Annotated in this window: 15 protein-coding genes; 3 read left to right on the top strand and 12 right to left on the bottom strand. The window is 73.6% G+C overall.

Translation table 11 applies throughout. The annotated features are described in order from the left end of the window. Positions 1-142: 142 nt before the first annotated feature. The 10 genes from AB0O91_RS05895 to AB0O91_RS05850 all read right to left on the bottom strand — a co-directional run bounded on the left by AB0O91_RS05895 (position 143) and on the right by AB0O91_RS05850 (position 14788). A complete protein-coding gene (locus tag AB0O91_RS05895; RefSeq protein ID WP_363428298.1) occupies positions 143-733 on the bottom strand; it encodes a fasciclin domain-containing protein in 591 nt (196 codons plus the stop codon). 131 nt (positions 734-864) lie between these two features. Beyond that, entirely contained in the window at positions 865-3165 is a 2301-nt protein-coding gene (locus AB0O91_RS05890) for a glycosyltransferase family 4 protein (RefSeq protein WP_363428296.1), read from the bottom strand. Next, positions 3162-5939 carry a polysaccharide pyruvyl transferase family protein gene (locus AB0O91_RS05885; protein ID WP_363428294.1) on the bottom strand — a complete coding sequence of 926 codons (2778 nt, stop codon included), beginning with the start codon at positions 5937-5939 and terminating at the stop codon, positions 3162-3164. The genes AB0O91_RS05890 and AB0O91_RS05885 overlap by 4 nt, the downstream gene beginning before the upstream one ends. Then, positions 5936-7255, bottom strand: coding sequence for a glycosyltransferase family 4 protein (locus AB0O91_RS05880; protein ID WP_363428292.1), 1320 nt, complete (start codon positions 7253-7255; stop codon positions 5936-5938). Before AB0O91_RS05880 ends, AB0O91_RS05885 begins: the two co-directional genes overlap by 4 nt. Next, entirely contained in the window at positions 7252-9702 is a 2451-nt protein-coding gene (locus AB0O91_RS05875; RefSeq protein WP_363428290.1) for a DUF2206 domain-containing protein, read from the bottom strand. The genes AB0O91_RS05880 and AB0O91_RS05875 overlap by 4 nt, the downstream gene beginning before the upstream one ends. Positions 9703-9778: 76 nt before the next feature. After that, the gene (locus AB0O91_RS05870) at positions 9779-10870 is read right to left on the bottom strand and encodes a glycosyltransferase family 4 protein (RefSeq protein ID WP_363428288.1); all 1092 of its coding nucleotides are present in this window, start codon (positions 10868-10870) and stop codon (positions 9779-9781) included. After that, entirely contained in the window at positions 10867-11640 is a 774-nt protein-coding gene (locus AB0O91_RS05865; RefSeq protein WP_363428286.1) for a polysaccharide deacetylase family protein, read from the bottom strand. The genes AB0O91_RS05870 and AB0O91_RS05865 overlap by 4 nt, the downstream gene beginning before the upstream one ends. Continuing rightward, positions 11637-12179, bottom strand: coding sequence for a hypothetical protein (locus tag AB0O91_RS05860; protein ID WP_363428284.1), 543 nt, complete (start codon positions 12177-12179; stop codon positions 11637-11639). Before AB0O91_RS05860 ends, AB0O91_RS05865 begins: the two co-directional genes overlap by 4 nt. Next, on the bottom strand, positions 12176-12919 hold the full coding sequence (locus AB0O91_RS05855) for a glycosyltransferase family 2 protein (protein ID WP_363428282.1): 744 nt from the start codon (positions 12917-12919) through the stop codon (positions 12176-12178). Before AB0O91_RS05855 ends, AB0O91_RS05860 begins: the two co-directional genes overlap by 4 nt. 1131 nt (positions 12920-14050) lie before the next feature. Next, positions 14051-14788, bottom strand: a complete 738-nt coding sequence (locus AB0O91_RS05850; RefSeq protein ID WP_363428280.1) for an FCD domain-containing protein — start codon at positions 14786-14788, stop codon at positions 14051-14053. 55 nt (positions 14789-14843) lie between these two features. On the opposite strand from AB0O91_RS05850, the gene AB0O91_RS05845 reads away from it, so the two are divergent. Both AB0O91_RS05845 and AB0O91_RS05840 read left to right on the top strand, forming a co-directional pair. After that, entirely contained in the window at positions 14844-15686 is an 843-nt protein-coding gene (locus AB0O91_RS05845; RefSeq protein WP_363428278.1) for a type 1 glutamine amidotransferase, read from the top strand. After that, the gene (locus tag AB0O91_RS05840) at positions 15683-17122 is read left to right on the top strand and encodes an amino acid permease (protein WP_363428276.1); all 1440 of its coding nucleotides are present in this window, start codon (positions 15683-15685) and stop codon (positions 17120-17122) included. The genes AB0O91_RS05845 and AB0O91_RS05840 overlap by 4 nt, the downstream gene beginning before the upstream one ends. A 191-nt stretch (positions 17123-17313) precedes the next feature. Here AB0O91_RS05840 and AB0O91_RS05835 read toward each other — a convergent pair whose 3' ends face one another. Continuing rightward, positions 17314-18129: a DUF6551 family protein gene (locus AB0O91_RS05835; protein WP_363428274.1), complete on the bottom strand. Its 816-nt coding sequence runs from the start codon at positions 18127-18129 to the stop codon at positions 17314-17316. Next, entirely contained in the window at positions 18126-19022 is an 897-nt protein-coding gene (locus AB0O91_RS05830) for a ParB/Srx family N-terminal domain-containing protein (protein ID WP_363428272.1), read from the bottom strand. Before AB0O91_RS05830 ends, AB0O91_RS05835 begins: the two co-directional genes overlap by 4 nt. 12 nt (positions 19023-19034) lie before the next feature. On the opposite strand from AB0O91_RS05830, the gene AB0O91_RS05825 reads away from it, so the two are divergent. Continuing rightward, a complete protein-coding gene (locus AB0O91_RS05825) occupies positions 19035-19301 on the top strand; it encodes a hypothetical protein (protein WP_363428270.1) in 267 nt (88 codons plus the stop codon). Positions 19302-19452: the final 151 nt, after the last annotated feature.

The raw sequence follows: 19452 nt of genomic DNA, 5'->3' as shown, positions 1-19452 counted from the left end.
GTGTCATCGGATGTTCGCCACGGAATCCGCACGTTCGGCGCAACACCCCGGACCGTTCGGCGCAGTCTGCCCGCGCCCGGGCCCCGGCACACGACGAGGTGGGCCGGTCCACCGGACCGGCCCACCTCGGGAACGCCGCTCGTCAGCCGAAGGACGGCACCGTGTCCAGGACAGCGAGCCGTGCGTTGGCCGTCTTGATGCTGCCGCAGAGCACCTGCGCGCCGCCGATGCGGTAGTCCTCGCCGCTGCCGGCGGCCTTGATGACGGCCCCCTGGAGCGAGGTGTACTGCTTGTCCTGGAGGTCGTCCTTGCGCAGGTCCCGGACCACGATCAGCTTGCGGACGAGGTCCCCCGCGCCCTGCTGGGTGGCCAGCGGCTTCTTCTGGTCCTCCGTCAGCTTCGCGAAGGCGGCGTCGTTCGGGGCGAAGACGGTGACGTTCTCCATCGAGTCGAAGATGTCCTTGGCCTTGGCCGTCTTGATCAGGGCCGACAGCTGACCGAGGTCCTTGGTCTGGTCGATCGCGGTCAGCACGGGCTGGCCGCCCAGGGCGTCGAGGCCGCCGCCGTTCCCGGACAGGGCGGTGCAGGCCTGGCCGAAGGCCTTCTCCGGCGGCGGGGGCGCGGCGACGACCGGCCCGGGCGCGTCCACCCCGCCGCTGCAGCCGGTGAGCGGGGCGAACACGATCACGGCGCCCGCCAGCAGGGCGGCCGGGCCGAGGGGACGACTGGGCATGCGGATTCCTCCTCAAGGGCGAAATGCCCTGTTCCGTGCGGATCGGTCCGATAGTGACACCCGATCGGACGGCGACGCGGGAGGACATGCGCGGCCGCCGCCGTCTCGCCCACCGGGGCCCACCGCGCCGGTCAGGACCGCGCTGGCTCCGCGAACAGCTCCAGGTAGCGCCGGGTCAGCCCGGGCCAGGCGTAGTGCTCGGCGACGTGGCGCCGGCCCGCGGTGCCGAAACGGTCGGCGGTGCGGGGGTCGGTGAGCAGCCGTCGGCAGGCCGCGGCCAGCGCGCGCTCGTCGCCGGGCGCCACCAGCAGGCCGGTCACGCCGTCGTCCACCACGTACGGGATGCCGCCGACCCGTGAACCGACCACCGGGGTGGCGCAGGCCATCGCCTCGATCAGGGTCATCCCGAAGGACTCGGCCGCGCTCAGCGAGGGCAGGACCAGCAGGGCGGCCTGCTGGAGTTCGGCCACCAGGGCCGGGCCGGTCAGCGCCCCGGTGAACTCGACCCGGTCCGCGAGGCCCAGCCGGTCCGCCTCGGCCCGCAGCTCCGGCCGGGCGTCGCCGTCGCCGACCAGCCGCAGCCGGGCCCCGGGCAGGTCGGCCAGCTGGGCGAAGGCGCGCAGCAGCACCGGTACGCCCTTCCAGGCCGAGGTGCGGTCCATCCGCCCGACGTAGAGCACCGTGGGCGGCCGCCGGGCGGCCGGCGGGCCGGGGGTGAAGCGGTCGGTGTCCACTCCGGGCGGGATCTGCAGCGCACCGCGACGGCCGGCCGCCAGTGACACCGGGGAGACCGCGACCAGGGCCGCCGCCCGGCGGAAGACCCTCGGCAGCAGGAACCGCTCGTAGCAGCCGATCAGCCGGTCCACGCCGCGTTCGCCCTTGGCCATCGAGCCCGCGTGGTAGGTCAGCACCGAGGCCCGCGCGCCGCCGAGCGCCACCGCCAGGTCCGCCAGGCCCGGCACCGGGGCGTGCGCGCTGACCACGTCGATGTCCAGGCGGCGCAGCCAGTACGGGAGTTGGAAGGGCCAGAGCGGGCTGAGCGGGGTGTTGGAGAGCCGGGCCCAGGTGCCGAGCCGGACCACCGGCAGGCCGTCCTCGATCCGGACCGTGGTGCGGCGGCCGGCGGTGTTGCTGGTGATCACGGCGGCCCGCAGGCCCGGTTCCTGCGCGACCGCGTCGGCGATCCGGGCCGCGTAGTTCTCCACGCCGCCGATCTTCGGCGGGTAGTAGGGGGCCACCACCGCCACCCCGCGCCGGCGCCGGCCGGCCAGTGCCCGGGCGAAGACCTCCGCCGTCCGGTCGGCCTGCCGCTCCCAGGAGAACCCGGCCTCGACCCGGCGCCGGCCGGCGGCGCCGAGCCGACGGGCGAGTGCGTCGTCGCCCAGGACCGCGGTCAGCGCCGCGGCCAGCGCCGGGCGGTCGCCGGGGTCGGTGAGCAGGCCGTTGGCGTCGTCGGTGCCGCCGCCGTCGATGGAGCCGGGGCGGTCCTCGGTCACCAGCGAGGGGATGGCGCCGACCCGGGTGCTGACCACCGGGCGCCCGACGGCCATCGCCTCCACCAGCACGCTCGGCAGACTGTCGTAGTGGGTGGGCAGCGCGACCACCCGGGCCCGGCGGTAGGCGGCGGCCAGCTCGGCTCCGGCCAGCCGGCCGCTGAACCGCACGAGCGGGGCGATCCCCAGGCGGTCCGCCAGGCGCCGGTACGCGGCCGCGGCCGAGCCGTCCCCGACCACCTCCAGGCTCACCCCCGGTACGCGCAGGGCCAGTTCGGGCAGGACGTGCAGCAGATCGGGCAACCCCTTGTAGGAGGTGGCACGGGCGAGTGAGCCGACGAACAGGATCCGGGGCGCGCCAGGCACCGGGCTCGCGGTGAAGCGCGCCAGGTCGGCGCCGGGCGGCACGGTGACGGCCCGCCCGGCGAACAGCCGGGCGAGATCGCCCCGGACGTGGTCGGAGGAGCAGATCAGCTCGGCGGCCCGGCGCACGGTGCCGGCCAGCAGGGTGTGCTCGTAGAGCGAGCAGGCGGCCGTGCCCAGCGGATCGCGCTTGTGCATCCGACCGGTGTGGTACGTCAGCACGAACGGCAGGTCCCCGCAGGCCCGGGCGGCGGCGTCGGCGAACAGCGGCACGGGGGCGTGCGCGTTCACCAGGTCGACCCGCTCCTCCCGGATCAGCGTGCGCAGTGCGGCGCGCCAGCCGGTGCCGAGCCGGGTGCGGGAGACCCGCAGCGGGGCGGGCAGCCGGTGCACCACCAGGCCGTCCGGCTCCACGTGCCGGCCCGGGCGGCCGCCGTCGCCCACCGTCGCGGCGACCACCACCCGGTAGCCGTGCCGGGCCCGCAACTGCCGGGCCAGCTCCCAGGTGTACTGCTCGACCCCGCCGGTGTCGGGCGGGAAGTAGGGGGTCGCGAGCAGGACCGTGCGCCCGGTCATGCCGCCACCCGCTCCGGCGTGCGGTCGGCGGCGGCGCGCAGCAGCTCCGGCAGCTCCTCGGCGCGGGCCACGTAGCCGGGCATCCGCTCGGCCAGCACCCGCAGGTACTCCTCACGCCCCAGCCGGAGCCGCTCGACCAGTGTGCCGAGGCTGGCCGCCGACACCTCGGCGATCGGCAGCACCCAGGATTCGAGCCCCAGGTCCCGCATGATCCCGCGGGTCTTGTGCTCGTACTCGATCGCGATGCACGGCACCCCGCTGGTCAGCGCGAAGATCACCGAATGGAAGCGGGTGCCCAGCACGTAGGCGCACTCGCCGTACAGGCCCTTGAGTTCGCGGAAGTCGACCCGCTCGTCCACCCGCAGGGGCGGTGTGGCGCAGTGGCCCGCGATCCGGCGGTCCACGATCCGGTCGTCGTCGCCCAGGTAGTCGGTGGTGACCTGGGGGATCAGCACCACCTGGGCGCCGGTGGCCCGCACCGCGTCGATGGTCTGCGCCAACGCCCTTTCGTAGCGGTCCTGTTCGGCGGCCGCCAGCCACTGCCGGGCGGTCACGCCGACCAGCGGCACCTCCGGCCCCACCCCCAGCCTGGCCCGCCAGTCGCCCCGCGGCGGGGGTGCGAAGGCGAACCCCGAGTCGACCGCCCGGCGCACCGGGCCGCCGCGCACCCCGCACCGGGCCAGGATGTCCGTGCTGACGTCCTCCCTGGTCAGGACGAGCGCGGCCCGGCGCAGGACGTAGGCGGCGAGCCGGCGTTGGGCCGGGGCCGGGAACGGGCCGAAGGACTGCGGGGCGAACACCACCGGCACGCCCCGGCGGTGGGCCAGCAGCAGCGGCAGCGCCACGTAGAAGACGTTCTGGTAACCGTCCAGGCCCGGGCGGGCGTTGAAGTAGCCGCCGCCCATCGACACCACCAGGTCGGCCGCCTCCACCGCCTCCACCTCGCGCCACACCTCGGTCGGCAGCAGCGTGCGCAGCAGCCTGCCCGGCGCGCGCGACGGCAGTGACAGGACGAGCGGCAGGGCCAGGAGTCCCAGCGCCTTGCGCGCGATCCGGCGCGCGGTGCCGATCCCGGCGTCCGCCACGTAGCGGCGGATGGAGCCGATGTTGGCGGCGCCGTCGAAGGCCGGGTGGACCACCGGGTCCTCCATCCCGGCGACGGTGACCACGGCCTCCGGGAAGGCCGCGCGGACCTGGCGCAGGCACACCGCCAGCAGGGCGGCGTCTCCGGCGTTCTCACGGACGTAGGCGTTGACGACCAGCACTCTCATGGGGGCGTGTTCCGTTCGTGGGCCCGCCGGGGCGGGGGACGGGGTGGCGGGGGCGGTGGTCCGTTCGGGGGTGGTCCGTTCGGGGGTCGTCCGTTCGGCGGCGGTCTGCTGTGCGGTGGTGCGGCCCGGCAGCGGGGTGCGGGCCAGCGCCAGGACCGCGATCAGACCGGAGGCCAGGTTGCCCAGCCCCCAGGCGTAGCCGAACCAGATCAGTCCGCGCCCGGCCCACGCGGCGGCCAGGCCCACGGTCACCACGGCGTAGACGACGTTGCTCCACACCAGCGGCGCCATCCGGCGGACCAGCTTGAGCGCGAAGCTCCCGACCGTGTTCAGCGCCACCGCGCCGGTGCCCACCGCCAGCACCACCAGCAGGCCCTGGGCCCGCGCGGGGTAGGACCCGCCGAACAGCCGCAGCAGCAACCCGCTGCCGGCGGCCAGCGCCACCGCGGCCGGGAGTTGGAGCAGGACGATCAGCCGGGCCGAGCGGCGCAGCACGGGCACCAGGCGCGACTCGTCGGCGGACACCTCCGCGAACATCGACTCGCAGACCGCGAACGGGACCGCGTTGGCCAGGTTGGCGATCTGGAAGGCGACGAAGTAGTAGGCGGCCGCCTCGGCGCCCAGGCGCTGCAGCACCAGCAGCGGCAGCACCAGCAGCGGTACCAGGTTCAGCAGGCTGGACAGGTAGCTGCCGGCCGAGAAGCCCAGGTGCTCGCGCAGTCGGGTGCCGCCGCCCAGGACGGTCGGGCGCAGCCCGATCCGCCGCCGCAGGAACCAGAGCGAGGCCAGCACCGCCACCGCGTAGCCGCCGCCGATGGACGCGACCAGCCCGAACGACCCCAGCCCCGTCAGCAGGAACGGCAGCCCCAGCTTGGCCAGGCCCTGCAACACCCCGTCGACCAGGGTGTTGTACTGGGCGAGCCGCTCGCCGACGAAGACCGCGTCGGTGAGCAGGTTGACCGCCGACAGGGCGCAGAACAGCACGATCAGCCCTGCCTGCACCGGGTCGGCCCGCACCGCGAGCAGCCGGGTGCCGTACAGCGGCAGCCCGAGCAGGTAGCCGGTGCCGAGCAGGCAGCCCGCGCCGAAGACCAGCAGCACGGCCCGGTTGATCTGGGCGTGCCGCCGCTCGGGGGCAGCCGGGAAGCGCACCAGGGTGCTGTTGAGGCCGCAGAGGCTGAAGTAGGCGATCAGCGAGATCGCGTTGGTGAGCGAGGTGGCCGTGCCGACCTGGCTCGGGGAGAACAGCCGGGCGGCGGCCACCCAGAACAGGAAGCCCAGCGCGGAGGTGCTGACGGTGGCGGCCATCAGGTAGACGGAGCTGCGGGCCACCTGGTCGTGGCGGGCGGTGCGGACGGCGCGGGCGAGGCGCGCGACGAGGCCGACGCCGGTGGTGCGTCCGGCCCGGTCGGGCCGGACTGGTCGGCCCGACCGGCTCGCTCGGCCCGGCCGGCCCGGCCCGTCGGCACCGGGCGCCGGGGAGCGCGGGCGGTCGGTCGTCATCCGCCCGCCCTCGTCCCCGTCGGGGCCCACCCGGCGCTCGGCGTGCTCGCCGCCGCGTAGTGGCCGAGCAGCGCGCTCACGTGCTCCGACCAGCCGAAGCTGCGCTCCGCGTAGGACCGCGAGTAGCGCCCCATCCGCCTCCGCCGGCGCGGATCGGCGACCAGCGCCGCCAGTTCGGCCCGCAGCCGCTGCGCATCGCGCGGCAGCAGGCTGACCTCCGCCCGGTCCAGCGCGTACGGCGCGTACCCCGGGTCGTCGGTGGTGACCACCGGCAGCCCCGAGGCCATCGCCTCCTGCACGGTGAGCGGGAAGCCCTCGGCGGTGGAGGGCAGCGCGAAGACGTCGCAGGCCCGGTAGACCTCGGCGACCCGGTCGGGCGGCAGGGCCCCGAGGTGGTGGACGCCGGCGCCGCCGCCGCGGTGCTCCTCCCCCCCGGCTCCGGTCCCGACGAAGACCAGGTCGTAGGCCGGATCGGCGGCCGCGCGCAGCAGGTCGTACCCCTTCTTCGGGACCAGTCGTCCGACGAAGAGCACCAGGGCCCGGTCGGCCGGCAGCCCGTACTCCTCCCGCAGCCGCCGGGTCTCCTCCGCCGAACCGGCGGGGTGGAACAGCACGGTGTCCACCCCGTTGGCCAACTGCCGTACGGCGTGGGCGCGGGCACCGTGTGCCCGGGTGAAGGCGCGGACCGTGTCGTTCAGCACCAGCACCCGCCGGGCCCGGTGCAACAGGGCCCGGCCGAACACCCCGTACACCACCCGCTGCACGGCGCGGACCAGTGCCGAGGGGTGCGCCACCAGGCCGACGTGCTGGGTCAGGACCAGCGGGGTGCGGGTGAGAGTCGAGGCCGCCCAGGCCGCCCAGGAGGTCGGGTAGAGGCAGTCGTGCAGGTGGATCACCTCGGCCCGGCGCGCCTCGCGCACCGCGTCGAGCAGCAGCCGCGGGGAGGGGACGGGGAACGGTACGCCGGTGCGGCGCTCGATCCCGTTCCAGGCGGCGCAGCGCAGGACCCGTACGCCCGGCTTCCCGTTCTCCGGCGTTGTCACCGCATCCGCGTCCGGCTCCGGCTCCGGCCCCGGCTGGGCCCGGGCAGGTCGGGTGCCGGTGGTGAGCACCGTCACCGCCACGCCGCGGCGGGCGAGTTGCTCGGCCTCCTGGCGGACGACGTTCTCTATCCCGCCGACGTGCGGCGGGTAGTAGTGGCTGACCAGCAGCACCCGTCCGGCCCTGGCGCTGTCGGCGCTCTCGGCGCTCCGCGCGGTCCTGGTGGTCTTGGCCGTCGTCGAGGTCGTGGCGGTCTTGGCGGTCTTGTCGGTCATCGGTAGATCTCCGCTCCGTCGCTGCTGTAGATCTCGTTCTTGGTGGCGTCGAGCAGGCCCATGGGGTAGCGGTAGGTCACCAGGTCGCCCTGGTAGAAGGCGGTCGCCTCGCCCTTCGCCACCGTGGTGCTGCCGAGGAAGACGTAGGAGTCGGCGCCGATCAGGGTCGGGTAGATGTCGTCCAGTGCCCGACCGCGAATCAACGTCTGGAGCCGGCTGAAGGTGTAGCGGTCCGTCTGCACCTCGGACTGGACGTTCTGCTTGCGGTCGCCGGCGGTGAGCTGCTCCAGCCAGGTGATCGCGGTCCGCTCCTGCGGCTGGACGTAGTAGATGTCGTAGTACTGGCCCGCGTTGTTGAGGTTGAGTTGGGGCGGGTAGCCGCCGATCAGCTGCGGGACCGCCCCGGTGAGGTCCAGGAAGAAGGCCACCGCGAGGGCGCCGGCCAAGGGCGGCGTCCAGCGCCCGGCCCAGCGGAGGACCCGGAGCGAACCGGCGGCGATGAACGGCGCGAAGAAGAACAGGCCCTGCTGGAAGGCGCGCAGCACGCCGTAGTCCACGGACAGCTGCGGCAGCACGGTCAGCAGCCCGATCACCGTCAGCATGCCGATGGTCAGGGTGATCTGGTCGCGCGCCGGGCGGAAGGCCCGCCGCTTGCTCCACAGGCAGACCGCGAGCCCGACCAGCAGCAGGAGTTGGAGCAGGTCGGCGGCCCACTGGCGGATCGCCTTGTTGGCGGCGGAGACGTCCAGACCGGTGTGCTGCAGGGCCCGGCCCAGCGCCGTGAGCGGCAGGTCCGGTTCGGTCACCGCCGCCACCGGGTACCGGCCGACCTGGTCGGCCGACAGGTAGTCGCCGTTCGCCCGGCCCTGGGCGGTCAGTTGCAGCGTGCTCTGCTGGTACTGGGCCAGCCGCTGCTGCGGGGTGACCGCCTGCCCGCCGAGCAGGCTGTAGGAGGTGTCCGAGGAGCCGCTCTGCACCTGGGCCGGGTCCGTGACGTCCCGCACCGTCGCGCTGACCGTACTGCGCAGCTGCCCACCGGTGCCGGTCAGCGGTCCGGTCCACAGCACCGCGGCCACCGCCGTGGCGAGCACGATCCACCAGGTCACGAACGCGGTGGCGGTCGGCCGCGGCCGTCCCGCGCGCCGGGCCCGGAGCCGGGAGAGCAGGCGCCAGCCGTGGTCGGTGAGCAGCGCGATGGCGAGCACCGCCACCAGCACGAAGGTGGTCGAGTAGTGCGAGAGCACCACGCCGCCCATCAGGGCGGTGAACACCACCCGGCGCCGGCGCAGCGGCCGCCCCCGGTCGGTGAGCACCACCAGGGCGGCGCCCGACAGCAGGAAGGCGATCTCCTGGCGGGCCAGGAAGGTCATGTCGGTGAAGAAGGTGGGGAAGGCCGCGAAGTACAGCGCGGACAGCAGCGCCACCGTCCGGCGCGCGACGTTGCGCACCGAGCGGTAGACCAGGGGCACGCTCAGCGCGAAGAGGAGCGGGAAGACGGCCTTGAAGACGTACAGGCCGCTGATCCCGGTCAGCCGGGCGAAGGCCGTGGGCAGCAGGGTGATGCTCAGGCAGGCGTTGTAGGGGTCGCGGAAGGCCGCGATCTGCCAGCGGTCCGCGCCGGACGCCAACTGGAAGACCTCGTACTCGCGTTGGATGTCGTGGCCGGTGATGAACCAGCCGCGCAGGGAGGTCAGCAGCAGCAGTGCGGCGGCCAGCAGGAACAGGCCGAGGCAGAGCACCTCCTCCGGGTAGCGGCGGCGGCCGCGCAGCAGTTGGACGAAGAGCACGGCCATGGCGCCCAGGGCGAGCAGTGCCATCGTCGGGCCCAGGCCGTTGTTCAGCCGGATCGCCCCGCCGACGGCAAGGACCAGGCAGCCGGAGCCGAGCAGCAGCACCGGGCGCAGCCCGGGGGTGCGGCGGCGGGGCGTACCGGCGCGGCGGCGGTGTCGCGGCCCGGCGGCAGCGGGCTCGGGCTCGGGCTCGGGCTCGGGGCCGGACTCGGACGCGGGCGCAGCCTCGGGCGAGCGCTCGGGCGAGCGCTCGGGCGAGCGCTCGGGCAGTGGCAGCATCCAGGCCGCCAGCAGGACCGCCAGCGCCGCCGACAGCGCCAACGGGGCCTGGCGGAGCGGGCGGTCGTCGCCGAGCAGCGGCAACGTGGTGTTCAGCAGCAGTTCGGTGGCGAGGTCGCCGCCGATCGCCAGCCCAACGGCCACCAGTGCCCGCCCGGCCCTGGTGGCGACGAAGGTGTCGGCGTACCCGTACCAGAGCAGCCAGGGCCCGCCGAGCAGCAGCCAGCAGCCGGACGGCACCAGCAGCGGGGCCGGCACACCGGGCAGGACGTCGACGACCACGGCCAGCGCGGTGACGGCCAGCAGCCTCCACCGGGCTGCGGTGCGGCGGCCGACGGCCCGGCCGCCGCGTCGCAGTGGGGCCGTCGCGCGCCTCATCGGCCGGCCCCGGTCGGCCGGGCGGTCGTCGACGGGCCGGTGACGGACAGCGGCCCGGTGGTGGGAGCCGGCCCGGTCATCCGAGCACCTCCGCGTAGATCCGCTCCACCTGCCGGACCACGGTGTCCCACGCGTAGGCGGGCGCTGCGGCGACGCTCTGCTCGGCCAGTCGGCGGCGCAGTCGGGCGTCGCCCGCCACCCGGTCGACGGCGGCCGCCAGCGCGGCCGGGTCCGGAGCCGCCAACAGGCCGATTCCTTCGAGGAGTTCGGTGTTGCCGGGGACGTCGGTCGCGATCACCGGCAGGCCAGCGGCCATCGCCTCCAAGACGACCAGCGGCATCCCCTCCCGGTCCGAGGGCAGTACGAAGGCCTCCGCCTCGGCGTAGCAGCGGACCAGCTCCGGCCCCAGCTTCGCCCCGGCGAACTCCACGTTCTCCAGGCCGAGTTCGGCGGCCTGCCGCTCCAGTCGGCCGCGCAGCTCACCGTCGCCGACGATCCGCAGCCGCACCGGTCGGCGCAGCAGGGCGATCGCCTCCAGCAGCCGGCCCACGTTCTTCTGCGGGCTCAGCCGCCCCACGTAGAGCAGTTGCAGGGGCCGCTCGACCGGGTCGCGCACCGGCATGAAGTAGCCGCCGTCCACGCCGTTGGGAACCACGTGGATCCGCTCCCCCGGCACCCGGTAGACCGTTCGGACGAAGTCAGCCTGACGGTCCGTCAGGACGATCACCGCGGCGGCCGCCCGCAGCACCGGGCCGAAGACGTACTTCTTGTAGGCGGGCAGCAGCACACCGAGCCGGCCGGAGGAGTCGACGTCCAGATGGAAGTGCAGTACGAACGGTCGGCCACGCAACCGGGCGGCGAGCGCCACCAGTTCGGGGAGCAGCGCGTGCGCGGCGTGCAGGTGCAGCACGCAGTCCCGCCGACCGCGCAGCAGCGCCAGCGGCAGTCCCGGGACCAGCGGGGTGTGGGCGAGCTCCACCGACCGGTGGCGCCGTACCGTCACGCCGCCCTGCCGACTGCGCCGCGGGGCGCCGCCGGAACCGATCGTCGTGGTCAGCACCTGGACCTCGTGCCGCTCGCCCAGGCCGGCCGCGAGGTTCTCCACCACCCGTTCCAGGCCGCCCAGATGGGGCGGGTAGTAGGGGGTGATCTGCAGGACGGTGCTCATCGGGCCGCCAGGTCGAGCAGTTCGCCGTTGGTGCGGTACGCCACCTGCGGGCGGTCCGCGATGTGCGCCAGCACCCGCTCCAGACGGGCCCAGTCGCCCCGGGCGTCCACCTCCCAGCTGTGCCCCCACAGGTGGTACACGCCGCCCTCGCTCAGGCAGCGGTCGAACCAGTGGACGGCCAGGTCGTCCCAGGCCAGGAACAGCCTGGCCGCCTTCCGTGGCCGGCCCCGGGCCAGCCGCAGGGCCGACGGCCCGTCCACCCGGTGCGCGTAGGCGTTCACCGTGGTGGCCAGCTCCAGCGCGGGCCCGGGCCGCAGGCGGCCGCGCCGCACCGTGCGGGCCAGCGTGAAGCCGGCCCGGCCGACCAGCGGGAGGTGGCGGGCGGCGTACTCGCCGCGCGGATAGCAGAAGCTGGTCACCGGTCGGCCGATGACGGACTCGAGCTCCTCCCGGCCGGTCCGGATCTCCCCGGCCGCGACGGCGTCGGTCAGCCGCGGCAGCCGCCGGTGGGTCAGGGTGTGCCCGCCGATCTCGAAGCGTTCGGCCAACTCCCTGATGCCCGCTGCGGGCAGCCGCTCGGCCGCGGTGAGCTCGAGGTTGCGCGGGGCGATGTAGAAGGTGCCGGGCAGCCGGTGGCGCTCCAGCAGCGCCGCCAGGCGGGAGTCGAGGACGTGCCCGTCGTCCCAGCTGGTCGTGACGGTGACGGGCCGCCGGCCGGTCGTGCCGTCCGTCCTGCTGTGCGTCGTGCTGCTGTTCGTCGTGCTGCTCATCGTGGTGAGGCCTCGGGGTCGGGGGAGGCGGCGGCCTGGAAGCGGTAGTGCAGGGTCTGGTCGTGACCCAGCAACGCGACCTGGACCTCCGCGTCCGGCTCGGTCAGCGGCAGGTGGACGGTGGTGCCCACCGGGGTGTCCGGCTTCGGGACGAGGGTGACGGTGGTGCTCCCGGTGACCGTGCCGCCGGGGGTGGTGAGCGAGACCCGCACCTGGAGATTCGGGGTGGGGGTGCCGTGCTGCACCACCGAGAGCGGGATCACCGCCTGGCCGCCGGCTGTGGTCGGCAGTTGGGTGAAGTACAACTCGTCGTAGTCGGCGGGGATCCGGGTGAACGTCTGGCGCAGCGCCAGACGCACCGTCGGCTGGGCCCACAGCAGCGGTACCGCGACCGCCGTCGCGAGCACGGCGGCCAGCAGCACCACGGCCCGCAGGCGCGGCCGCCGGCCGGGCGGCCGACCCCGCCGCCGGCCCGCCCGGTGGGGCGAGGGGGCCGGCGACGGCGTCAGACCCTGGACCCCGCCCAGGGGTTCGGTCATACGGGATCGAACTCCTGGGCGGCGGCGTCGATCAGCACCGGTCGGCGGACCGGCCGGGCGCGGCGGAAGTTGTGCTCGAAGAGCTGGCGCAGGTTCTCGGTGCCGTCGCGGAGCGCGTTCAGCTTCACCTGCCCGCCGCGCTTGCGGTACTCGATGGGGAGCTCCAGGTAGCGGTAACCGGCCCTGGTGGCCGCGTTCTTGATCTCCTGGGAGAAGGCCATCCCGGTGGAGCGGACGTCCAGCCGCTGCCAGACGTAGCGCCGGAACACCCACATGCCGGACTGCGAGTCGCGCAGCTCGTTCCGGAACAGGGAGCGGCTGATCGCGCTGAGCACGTGGTTCCCCAGCGAGTGGGAGGGCTTCATCGCCTCGCTGTTGCCGCGGGCCAGCCGGTTGGTCGTCATGAACTCGACGTCGTGGTCGACCAGGGTCCGGAGCAGGCGGGGCAGCGCGTCGAAGGGGTAGGTGCGGTCGGCGTCGCCGGTGGCGATCACCTCGCCGGTGGCGGCGCCGAAGCCGGCGCGGTAGGCGTTGCCGTAGCCGCGCGCGGGTTGGTGGACGACCTGGGCGCCGAGCAGCCGGGCGACGTCGCCGGTGCCGTCGGTGGAGCCGTTGTCGACGACCAGCACCTCGGCCTGCCACCCGCCGTCCTTCAGCTCGGCGAACGGGATCGAGGCCATCACGGCCGGCAGGTTTTCGGCCTCGTTGAGCGCGGGTATGACGATGGACAGTGTGTTCATGTGAGCTCCCTCTGGCATGCGGAGATCAACGCTGGATGGTCCGCCCCACGAGCGAACGTGGGGTCGGGTGGGACCGCGCCTGGCAGCGCGGTTGACACAACCCTTCGGCACCGTCGGGCAGTTGCGCCACGACGGCCGGGATCCGTACGGGTGGTTGCGAGCACACGGAGGGCGGCCGGGTTCACCGGCAGGATCCGACCCGCCGGGCAGCACGGGGTCAGCACACCCCGGCTTCGAGTTGGGCGCGGCCGCCCGCCCTCACCCCTGGACGTCTACCGGCTCTCCCTGACCGGTCTGACAGGGACGGCCTGTCGTTCCGCACCGGCGACATCGGCGACGCCCATGACTCCCCCTCAGGCCGTGGATGGCTGTATCCCAGCGCATCGCTGTGCGTGAGCACCACACTAGGCAGAGGCCTGACGGGTTGTGAAGCAGTTCCCGATTTCCTCGTCCGATTCTCAGCTTGACAGCGCCGGGACTTGGGCTTCTTTCCCGGGAAGGGTCCGCCGGGTCGACGTATCTGAGAATCCTTAACGACCGCTGACAATTCTCCGAAAGCGATCGGATTTCCAGCCCGGGTCCGCTACTCCCGTACGGCTTTCCGCCGAGCCGCCGGCCGCCCTTCCGGCCTCGGGCGCGCTCGCGACGGACGCCGGGTGCCACGAAGTTGACACAGTGTCAGAACGACGGAACCGCAGGCCCCTTGGAGGCGTCGTAGCCTGTCGCGGGGTGGCCCGGTCCGCTCCTGCCGTCGGGCACCGAGCCGTCGACGGCGGCCGACGACGCCGTCGCGCACCGACCGGCCCCGGCTGGCCACTTCACCGGGTTTTCCCACACCGTTCACCGGCCGCCACAAAAACGACTGAACGTTTCTCCATCCATTTCACCGCCGCTGCACCCGGGACCGGCGGCCTTTTCCGTTTCCGCCCGCGACACGGCTCCGGGCGCTTCCGGACTTCCCCGGGAAATCCCGACTCCCCCGCAATACCGAGCCGGAAACGCCACCGCGGTCGCCGCCGGGCGGACCGACGAGCCCGCGGTCCAGCAGGTTCGGCCTCTGGCCTCCGATCGAGGAAACCCCGCAGGAGGCCGGGATCGAGCGCTCCCTGTCGCTGCTGCGGGCCGGGGCGGTCAGGCCGGGTGGGGCGGCTGCTGGACGAAGGGGAGGAAGAGGTCCGCGGTGGCCTCGGCGTGGACGGTGAACTGTTCGCGGGCGCGGGCCGGGTCGTGGGCCTCGATGGCGGCGGCCAGGGCGCGGTGGCGCTGGCCGGGGGTGCTGCGCGACTCGGTGCCGCCCGGGTGGTGGGCGAGCAGCCGGGTCAGCTCGTGCTGGATGCCCTGCTCGGCCTCCAACAGGCGTCTGGAGCCGGAGAGTTCGGCGATGTGCAGGTGGAGGCAGGCGTCCGCGGTGCGGTAGGCCTCGGCGTCGGCGACGGCCGCGTCGGCGGCGGCCTCCAGCTCGCGCATCCTGGCCAGCCCCGCTGCGGAGGCCCGGCGGGCGGCCCGGGCGGAGGCCTCGCCGGACACGGCGATCCGCCAGGCCGTCAGCTCCTCGATGTCGGCGAGCGTGTACGGGTGGAGAGCGGTCAGTTCGCCGATGCGGGCGAGGATGTCGGGGACGACGTAGGTGCCGGCGCCGTGGCCGCGCCGGGTCTCGATCAGACCGTCCTCGCGCAGCACCGCCATCGAGTGGCGGACCGTCATCACGGCGACCCCGAAGAGCTCGGCCAGGGTCTTCTCCGGCGGCAGGCGGTCGCCTCCGACGAGGATCCGCGCGCCGATGAGTTCGCCGAGCCTCCGGGCGATGGCCTCGGCGGCCCCCGCCGAACGCACCGGTTCGATGTGTCGAGTCCAGCCCTTGCCATCCATGAAATCTATCTTCTAGATTTCGCATCTCATCCGCAAGCCGTTCACTGGAGAGCCTATGAGCGCCACCGACCACCCGGCACCCCTCATCGGGATACCCGTGCGCCTCAGCGACGGCGACGCGCCCGGCGCCGACGAGCGCATCGGCGAGGCGAACCGCATCTTCGACGACGTCGTCGCCCTGGTCCGGGCCGCCGGCGCCGAGCCCGTCCTGCTGCAACCGCACTCCGAGGACAGCCCCCTGGAGGAGCGGCTCGCCAGCTGCGCGGGCTTCGTGGTGCCCGGTGGCGGGGACGTCGACCCGGCCCTGTACGGTGCCGATCCCGGCCACCCGTCGCTGTACGACGTCAACCCCGCACAGGACCGGCTGGACGTCGCGGTGATCCGGCACGCCCTGGAGAACCGGCGGCCGATGCTCGGGATCTGCCGCGGCATGCAGCTGCTGAACGTCCTCTGCGGGGGGACCCTCCACGTCGACATGGCGCCGACCCCCGTCACCCACAACCCGGAGCCCGGGACCGAGTGGGCCGTCCACGACGTCGCGCTGTCGGCAGGCAGCGCGCTGACCGAGGCGTTCGGGGACGACCGGATCGCGGTGGCGTCCGGTCACCACCAGGCGGTGCACCGGGTCGGCGACGGACTGCGGGTGTCGGCCCGCGCCGACGACGGGTGCGTGGAGGCCGTCGAGGCCGCCGCCGGCCCGGAGGCGGCCTGGACCGTCGGCGTCCAGTGGCACCCGGAGGCGCTCGTACCGGACTCCGGGCTGCGGCTGCCGCTGTTCCGTGCGCTGCTCGCCCAGGTGGAGGCGGGCTCGGGCGCCGGTTCTCGTCCGAGCTCCGGCTCGGGCTCGGGCTCGGGTTCCGACGCTGACGCCCGGCGGAGAGCGGAGCCGCAGCCGTGAGCGCGGTGAAGGGACGCGCGGACGCCGGCACCCTGCGCGACGGCGACCGCGGTGAAGATGTCCGCGGTGAAGGTGCCGGCGGGCCGCAGCTGTCCCGGAGCCTGCTCAGCCGCCACATGACCATGATCAGCATCGGCGGCGCGGTCGGCGCCGGACTGTTCGTCGGTTCGGGCGTGAGCATCCAGCAAGCGGGCCCGGGCGTGCTGATCGCCTACGCCCTGACGGCCGCGATCGTCGTGGTCGTCATGCGGATGCTCGCCGAGATGTCCGTGACCCGCCCCGACACCGGCGCCTTCGCGGTGTACGGCCGGCTGGCGTTCGGCCGCTGGGCCGGGTTCGCCAGCGGCTGGATCTACTGGGTCGGCTGGCCGCTGGGCATGTGCATCGAGTCGATCGCGGCCGGGCAGATCGTGCACGGCTGGCTCCCGGCGCTCCCGGTCTGGCTGGTCGCCCTGCTGATGCTCGGCACGGTGACCGCCGTCAACCTCGTCTCCGTGCGCGCCTACGGCGAGATGGAGTTCTGGGTGGTGTGGGTCAAGGTCGCGGTGATCGCGCTGTTCATCGCCGTCGGCCTCGTCGCGGTGGCCGGCCTGCTGCCGGGCACGCCCGCCCCCGGCACCGGGAACCTGCTGGGCCAGGGCGGCTTCCTCCCGATGGGCCTCAGCGGTGTCGTGATCGCCACCTCCGGCGCGATGTTCTCCTTCTCCGGCACCGAGATCGTGACCATCGCCGCCGGCGAGGCCGAGGACGCCGCCGCGGCGATCCGCAGGAGCACCCGCACCATCATGTGGCGGGTCAGCGTCTTCTACCTCGGTTCGCTGTCCGTCGTCGTCCTGCTCCTGCCCTGGAACAGCGCCGCCGTCGGCGCGAGCCCGTTCGCCGCGACCCTCGACCACCTCGGCGTGCCCGGCGCCTCCACCGTGCTGAACGTCGTGCTGTTCGCGGCGATGCTCTCCACCATGAACTCCCAGGTCTACGCCAGCTCCCGGATGCTGTTCGCACTGGCCCGGGACCGCGACGCGCCGTCGCTGTTCGCCCGGATCTCCCGACGCGGGGCGCCGCACACGGCGATCCTCTTCACCTCCGCCCTCGCGGGGCTCTGCCTGCTCCTCCAGGTCTCGCACCCCACGACCGCCTTCAGCCGGCTGGTCGACATCACCGGTGACACCGTCTACGTCACCTGGATCGGCATCGCCGCGGCCCACCTGGTGCTCGGCCGTCAGGCCCGCTCCGGCGGACGCCGCCCCGCCCCCGGCACCGCCGTCCGGCTCTTCCCGGGGCTCACCTGGGCCACACTGCTGGCGCTGCTCGGGCTGTACGCCGTGATGATCGCCCTGGCGGCCTCCCGCGTGGACGCCCTGCTGGCGCTGGCACTCACCGTGGCCGTCTCCCTCACCGGGCTGTGGCTGCAACGGAAGCAACCGCCGTCCGCCTGACCGCCCCCTTCGAACGACCACCTGCCCGGGCGAGGTCCGCCGGTTCCCCGGCGGACCACCCGTTGCCCTGCGCACTCGCCGCCCTCACGGCGCCGACAGCGATCGGGCGGCGATCGGCTCCGCAAGCCGTACGGCCGCCACCCGGGTGGGGCGGTGGCCTGCCCATGCCCCACCCGGGCACCACCGGTCGCCTATTGCTGCGGCGACGAGGGCCCCGCCGGCGGTGGGCCCCAGGTGTGCAGGCGGCCGGTGCGACGGCCGGTGTTGTAGATGATGCGGATCACCTGGTCGACCCCCAGCGTCACGGTGCAGCCGGTCGCCGTACGAAAGCCGCGGCCCTTGCCGAGCAGGCTGGCCGCGCCGCCGTCGTGCTTGGCGAGCTTCTTGGTGAGAGAGGCCGGGTTGAGGCCGGGGCAGTCGTTGAGGACGGAGGCCAGGCCGAGCAGGACGGGCGCGGTGACCGCCTCCTGGGTGTGGCCCCAGGCTTCCGTGAGGATCGAGAGCACCGAGGAGAGGGTGCCACCGGGCGGGGTGCTGGACCGGTGGATCGTGCCGAGCGCGGCGACGGCGGCGATGTTGTTCGGATTGCCCGCGTCGGAGACTGCCCAGCCGAAGTCCGCGACGATCCGGCTGATGGCGACGGCCTCCGGGCGACGGGCCGTCACCTCGGCGGCGAACTTGTAGATCAGCGCGACTCTGCGGTTGTCGTTGAGGCCGAGGAACAGCTCGGCCTCGCCCGCGAGGTCCAGCCCCCGGAACACCTTCATGGCGATCCTCTCGTCGCCACGGCCCGCCCGCTCGCTCAGGGCTCCTCGGTTCTGCCCGTCGAGCCAGACGTACGTACCGTCGGCCCTGGCCGAGACCGTCGGCACGCCGATGCGCCTCTCGTCGTAGCCCTCCCGGTGCTTGCGCTGTGCCCAAGCACGGTCCGCCGGCCTGGTGTTGACCCGCGAGTCGGTGGTCACCTCGTTCGGTGCGAGCATCTCGATGCTGGACGTCGGGCTCATTGCTTTCCTGTCCGTTCTCCTCCGGGCAGACCCCTCACGACCTGGCGAAGGACCTGCACGGTGTTGTTGATCTCGTGCTTGGTGTGGGCGACTTCGTCCGGAGCCAGGCCGGCCGTGTCGAGGCTGGCCAGCCCGGCACAGGCCCCGGCAATGGCGTCCAGGGCTCTGCGAACCTCCGGGCCGGACGTCCGCTTCGAGACCGCGGCGCGCTCGAAGCCCCGCCGCGGCGGTACGGTCGGCGAGCCGGGTCGCCTGCCGGCGGCTCTCTGCGGGAGGTCGGCCAGCGAGCGGGGAAAGTCGCCCGCCCCGAGGGCATCGTGCAGATGACGGACCGCTTGTCGGCGCGTCCAGCCGTCCGGAGGACGTTCCACAGCTTCGAGCATCAGGGCGAGGGTCCGCCTCGCCGCCACGGCCTCATCATCCACGTCGGTCTCGCCTTCCCGGGCCTTCCTCACGGTGGAGCGCAGCCGCCGGAGGATGGTCGAGGTGAGACCGACGGCCGGCCCGACGTGGGTGTCCGACGAGAAGGACCTGGCCGGAGCATCGGCGGGCCTGGGCAACTCGGCGAGCAGGACGGCGAGGTTGATCCGCTCGCGGACGGTCAGCGGTACGGACCGGATGTTCTGCTCGTCCAGGTGACTGCGGACTTCTTCGCACCCCTCCAGCAGGTCGGCCGGCAGGCCGACCCGCACCGAGGTCCGGCTCCCGGCCTTCACGATGGCCTCGTATCGCCGGTATCCGCTGATCAGTCGGAAGTTCTCCGGGTTCACCAGAAGCGGTACGTGGAGTCCGTTCCGCCGGACCGACACGAACAGGTCGTCCTCCCTCGCCGGTGCCAGCCGGACGGGCCGATCCGCCCGGATGCTGTCGAGGCGGATGTCTTTGTATTTCACTCTGACCTTTCGATGACGCCGGGTGGGCCACTCGACGCGCGGGTCACCCAATTCTCCGGCCCGGGACCGGAATTCATTCCCGACACTCTGCCCGCCGACCTCGCCGATGGCAATACGACGGAGCCGGTGTCGAATTCTGAAACCAAGTGGGGACTTTCGCCCCGCTCCCCGGTGGTCATTGATTTTTGTCCCGTGCAGGATGAGTTCGACACCTCGACGGAAGCGGCCGGAGCGGCAGGCCTGACCGTGACCAGGACCGGGACGACGCGCATCGCCTGACGTGCCCTCGGGTCCGGTGACATGACGTCCGACCGGTGCTCCAGAGGGAAGGACGCGTACGTCGAGGGGTGGGGCCGGGAGGACCGCATCTTCAAGGTGACCCCGTCCATGGTCCTTTTCAGCTGACGTGGCACGGAAATGGTCTTCCCCG

Origin of the sequence: Kitasatospora sp. NPDC089797 (genome assembly GCF_040684795.1) — a bacterium.
GTDB lineage: Bacteria > Actinomycetota > Actinomycetes > Streptomycetales > Streptomycetaceae > Kitasatospora.
This window is presented reverse-complemented; position numbering and strand designations above follow the sequence as displayed.

Bases quoted from the DNA above. Each gene is read 5' to 3' on its own strand.
- AB0O91_RS05895 (WP_363428298.1), bottom strand. From the start codon at position 733: ATGCCCAGTCGTCCCCTCGGCCCGGCCGCCCTGCTGGCGGGCGCCGTG.
- AB0O91_RS05890 (WP_363428296.1), bottom strand. From the start codon at position 3,165: ATGACCGGGCGCACGGTCCTGCTCGCGACCCCCTACTTCCCGCCCGAC.
- AB0O91_RS05885 (WP_363428294.1), bottom strand. From the start codon at position 5,939: ATGACGACCGACCGCCCGCGCTCCCCGGCGCCCGGTGCCGACGGGCCG.
- AB0O91_RS05880 (WP_363428292.1), bottom strand. From the start codon at position 7,255: ATGACCGACAAGACCGCCAAGACCGCCACGACCTCGACGACGGCCAAG.
- AB0O91_RS05875 (WP_363428290.1), bottom strand. From the start codon at position 9,702: ATGAGGCGCGCGACGGCCCCACTGCGACGCGGCGGCCGGGCCGTCGGC.
- AB0O91_RS05870 (WP_363428288.1), bottom strand. From the start codon at position 10,870: ATGAGCACCGTCCTGCAGATCACCCCCTACTACCCGCCCCATCTGGGC.
- AB0O91_RS05865 (WP_363428286.1), bottom strand. From the start codon at position 11,640: ATGAGCAGCACGACGAACAGCAGCACGACGCACAGCAGGACGGACGGC.
- AB0O91_RS05860 (WP_363428284.1), bottom strand. From the start codon at position 12,179: ATGACCGAACCCCTGGGCGGGGTCCAGGGTCTGACGCCGTCGCCGGCC.
- AB0O91_RS05855 (WP_363428282.1), bottom strand. From the start codon at position 12,919: ATGAACACACTGTCCATCGTCATACCCGCGCTCAACGAGGCCGAAAAC.
- AB0O91_RS05850 (WP_363428280.1), bottom strand. From the start codon at position 14,788: ATGGATGGCAAGGGCTGGACTCGACACATCGAACCGGTGCGTTCGGCG.
- AB0O91_RS05845 (WP_363428278.1), top strand. From the start codon at position 14,844: ATGAGCGCCACCGACCACCCGGCACCCCTCATCGGGATACCCGTGCGC.
- AB0O91_RS05835 (WP_363428274.1), bottom strand. From the start codon at position 18,129: ATGAGCCCGACGTCCAGCATCGAGATGCTCGCACCGAACGAGGTGACC.
- AB0O91_RS05825 (WP_363428270.1), top strand. From the start codon at position 19,035: ATGACGCCGGGTGGGCCACTCGACGCGCGGGTCACCCAATTCTCCGGC.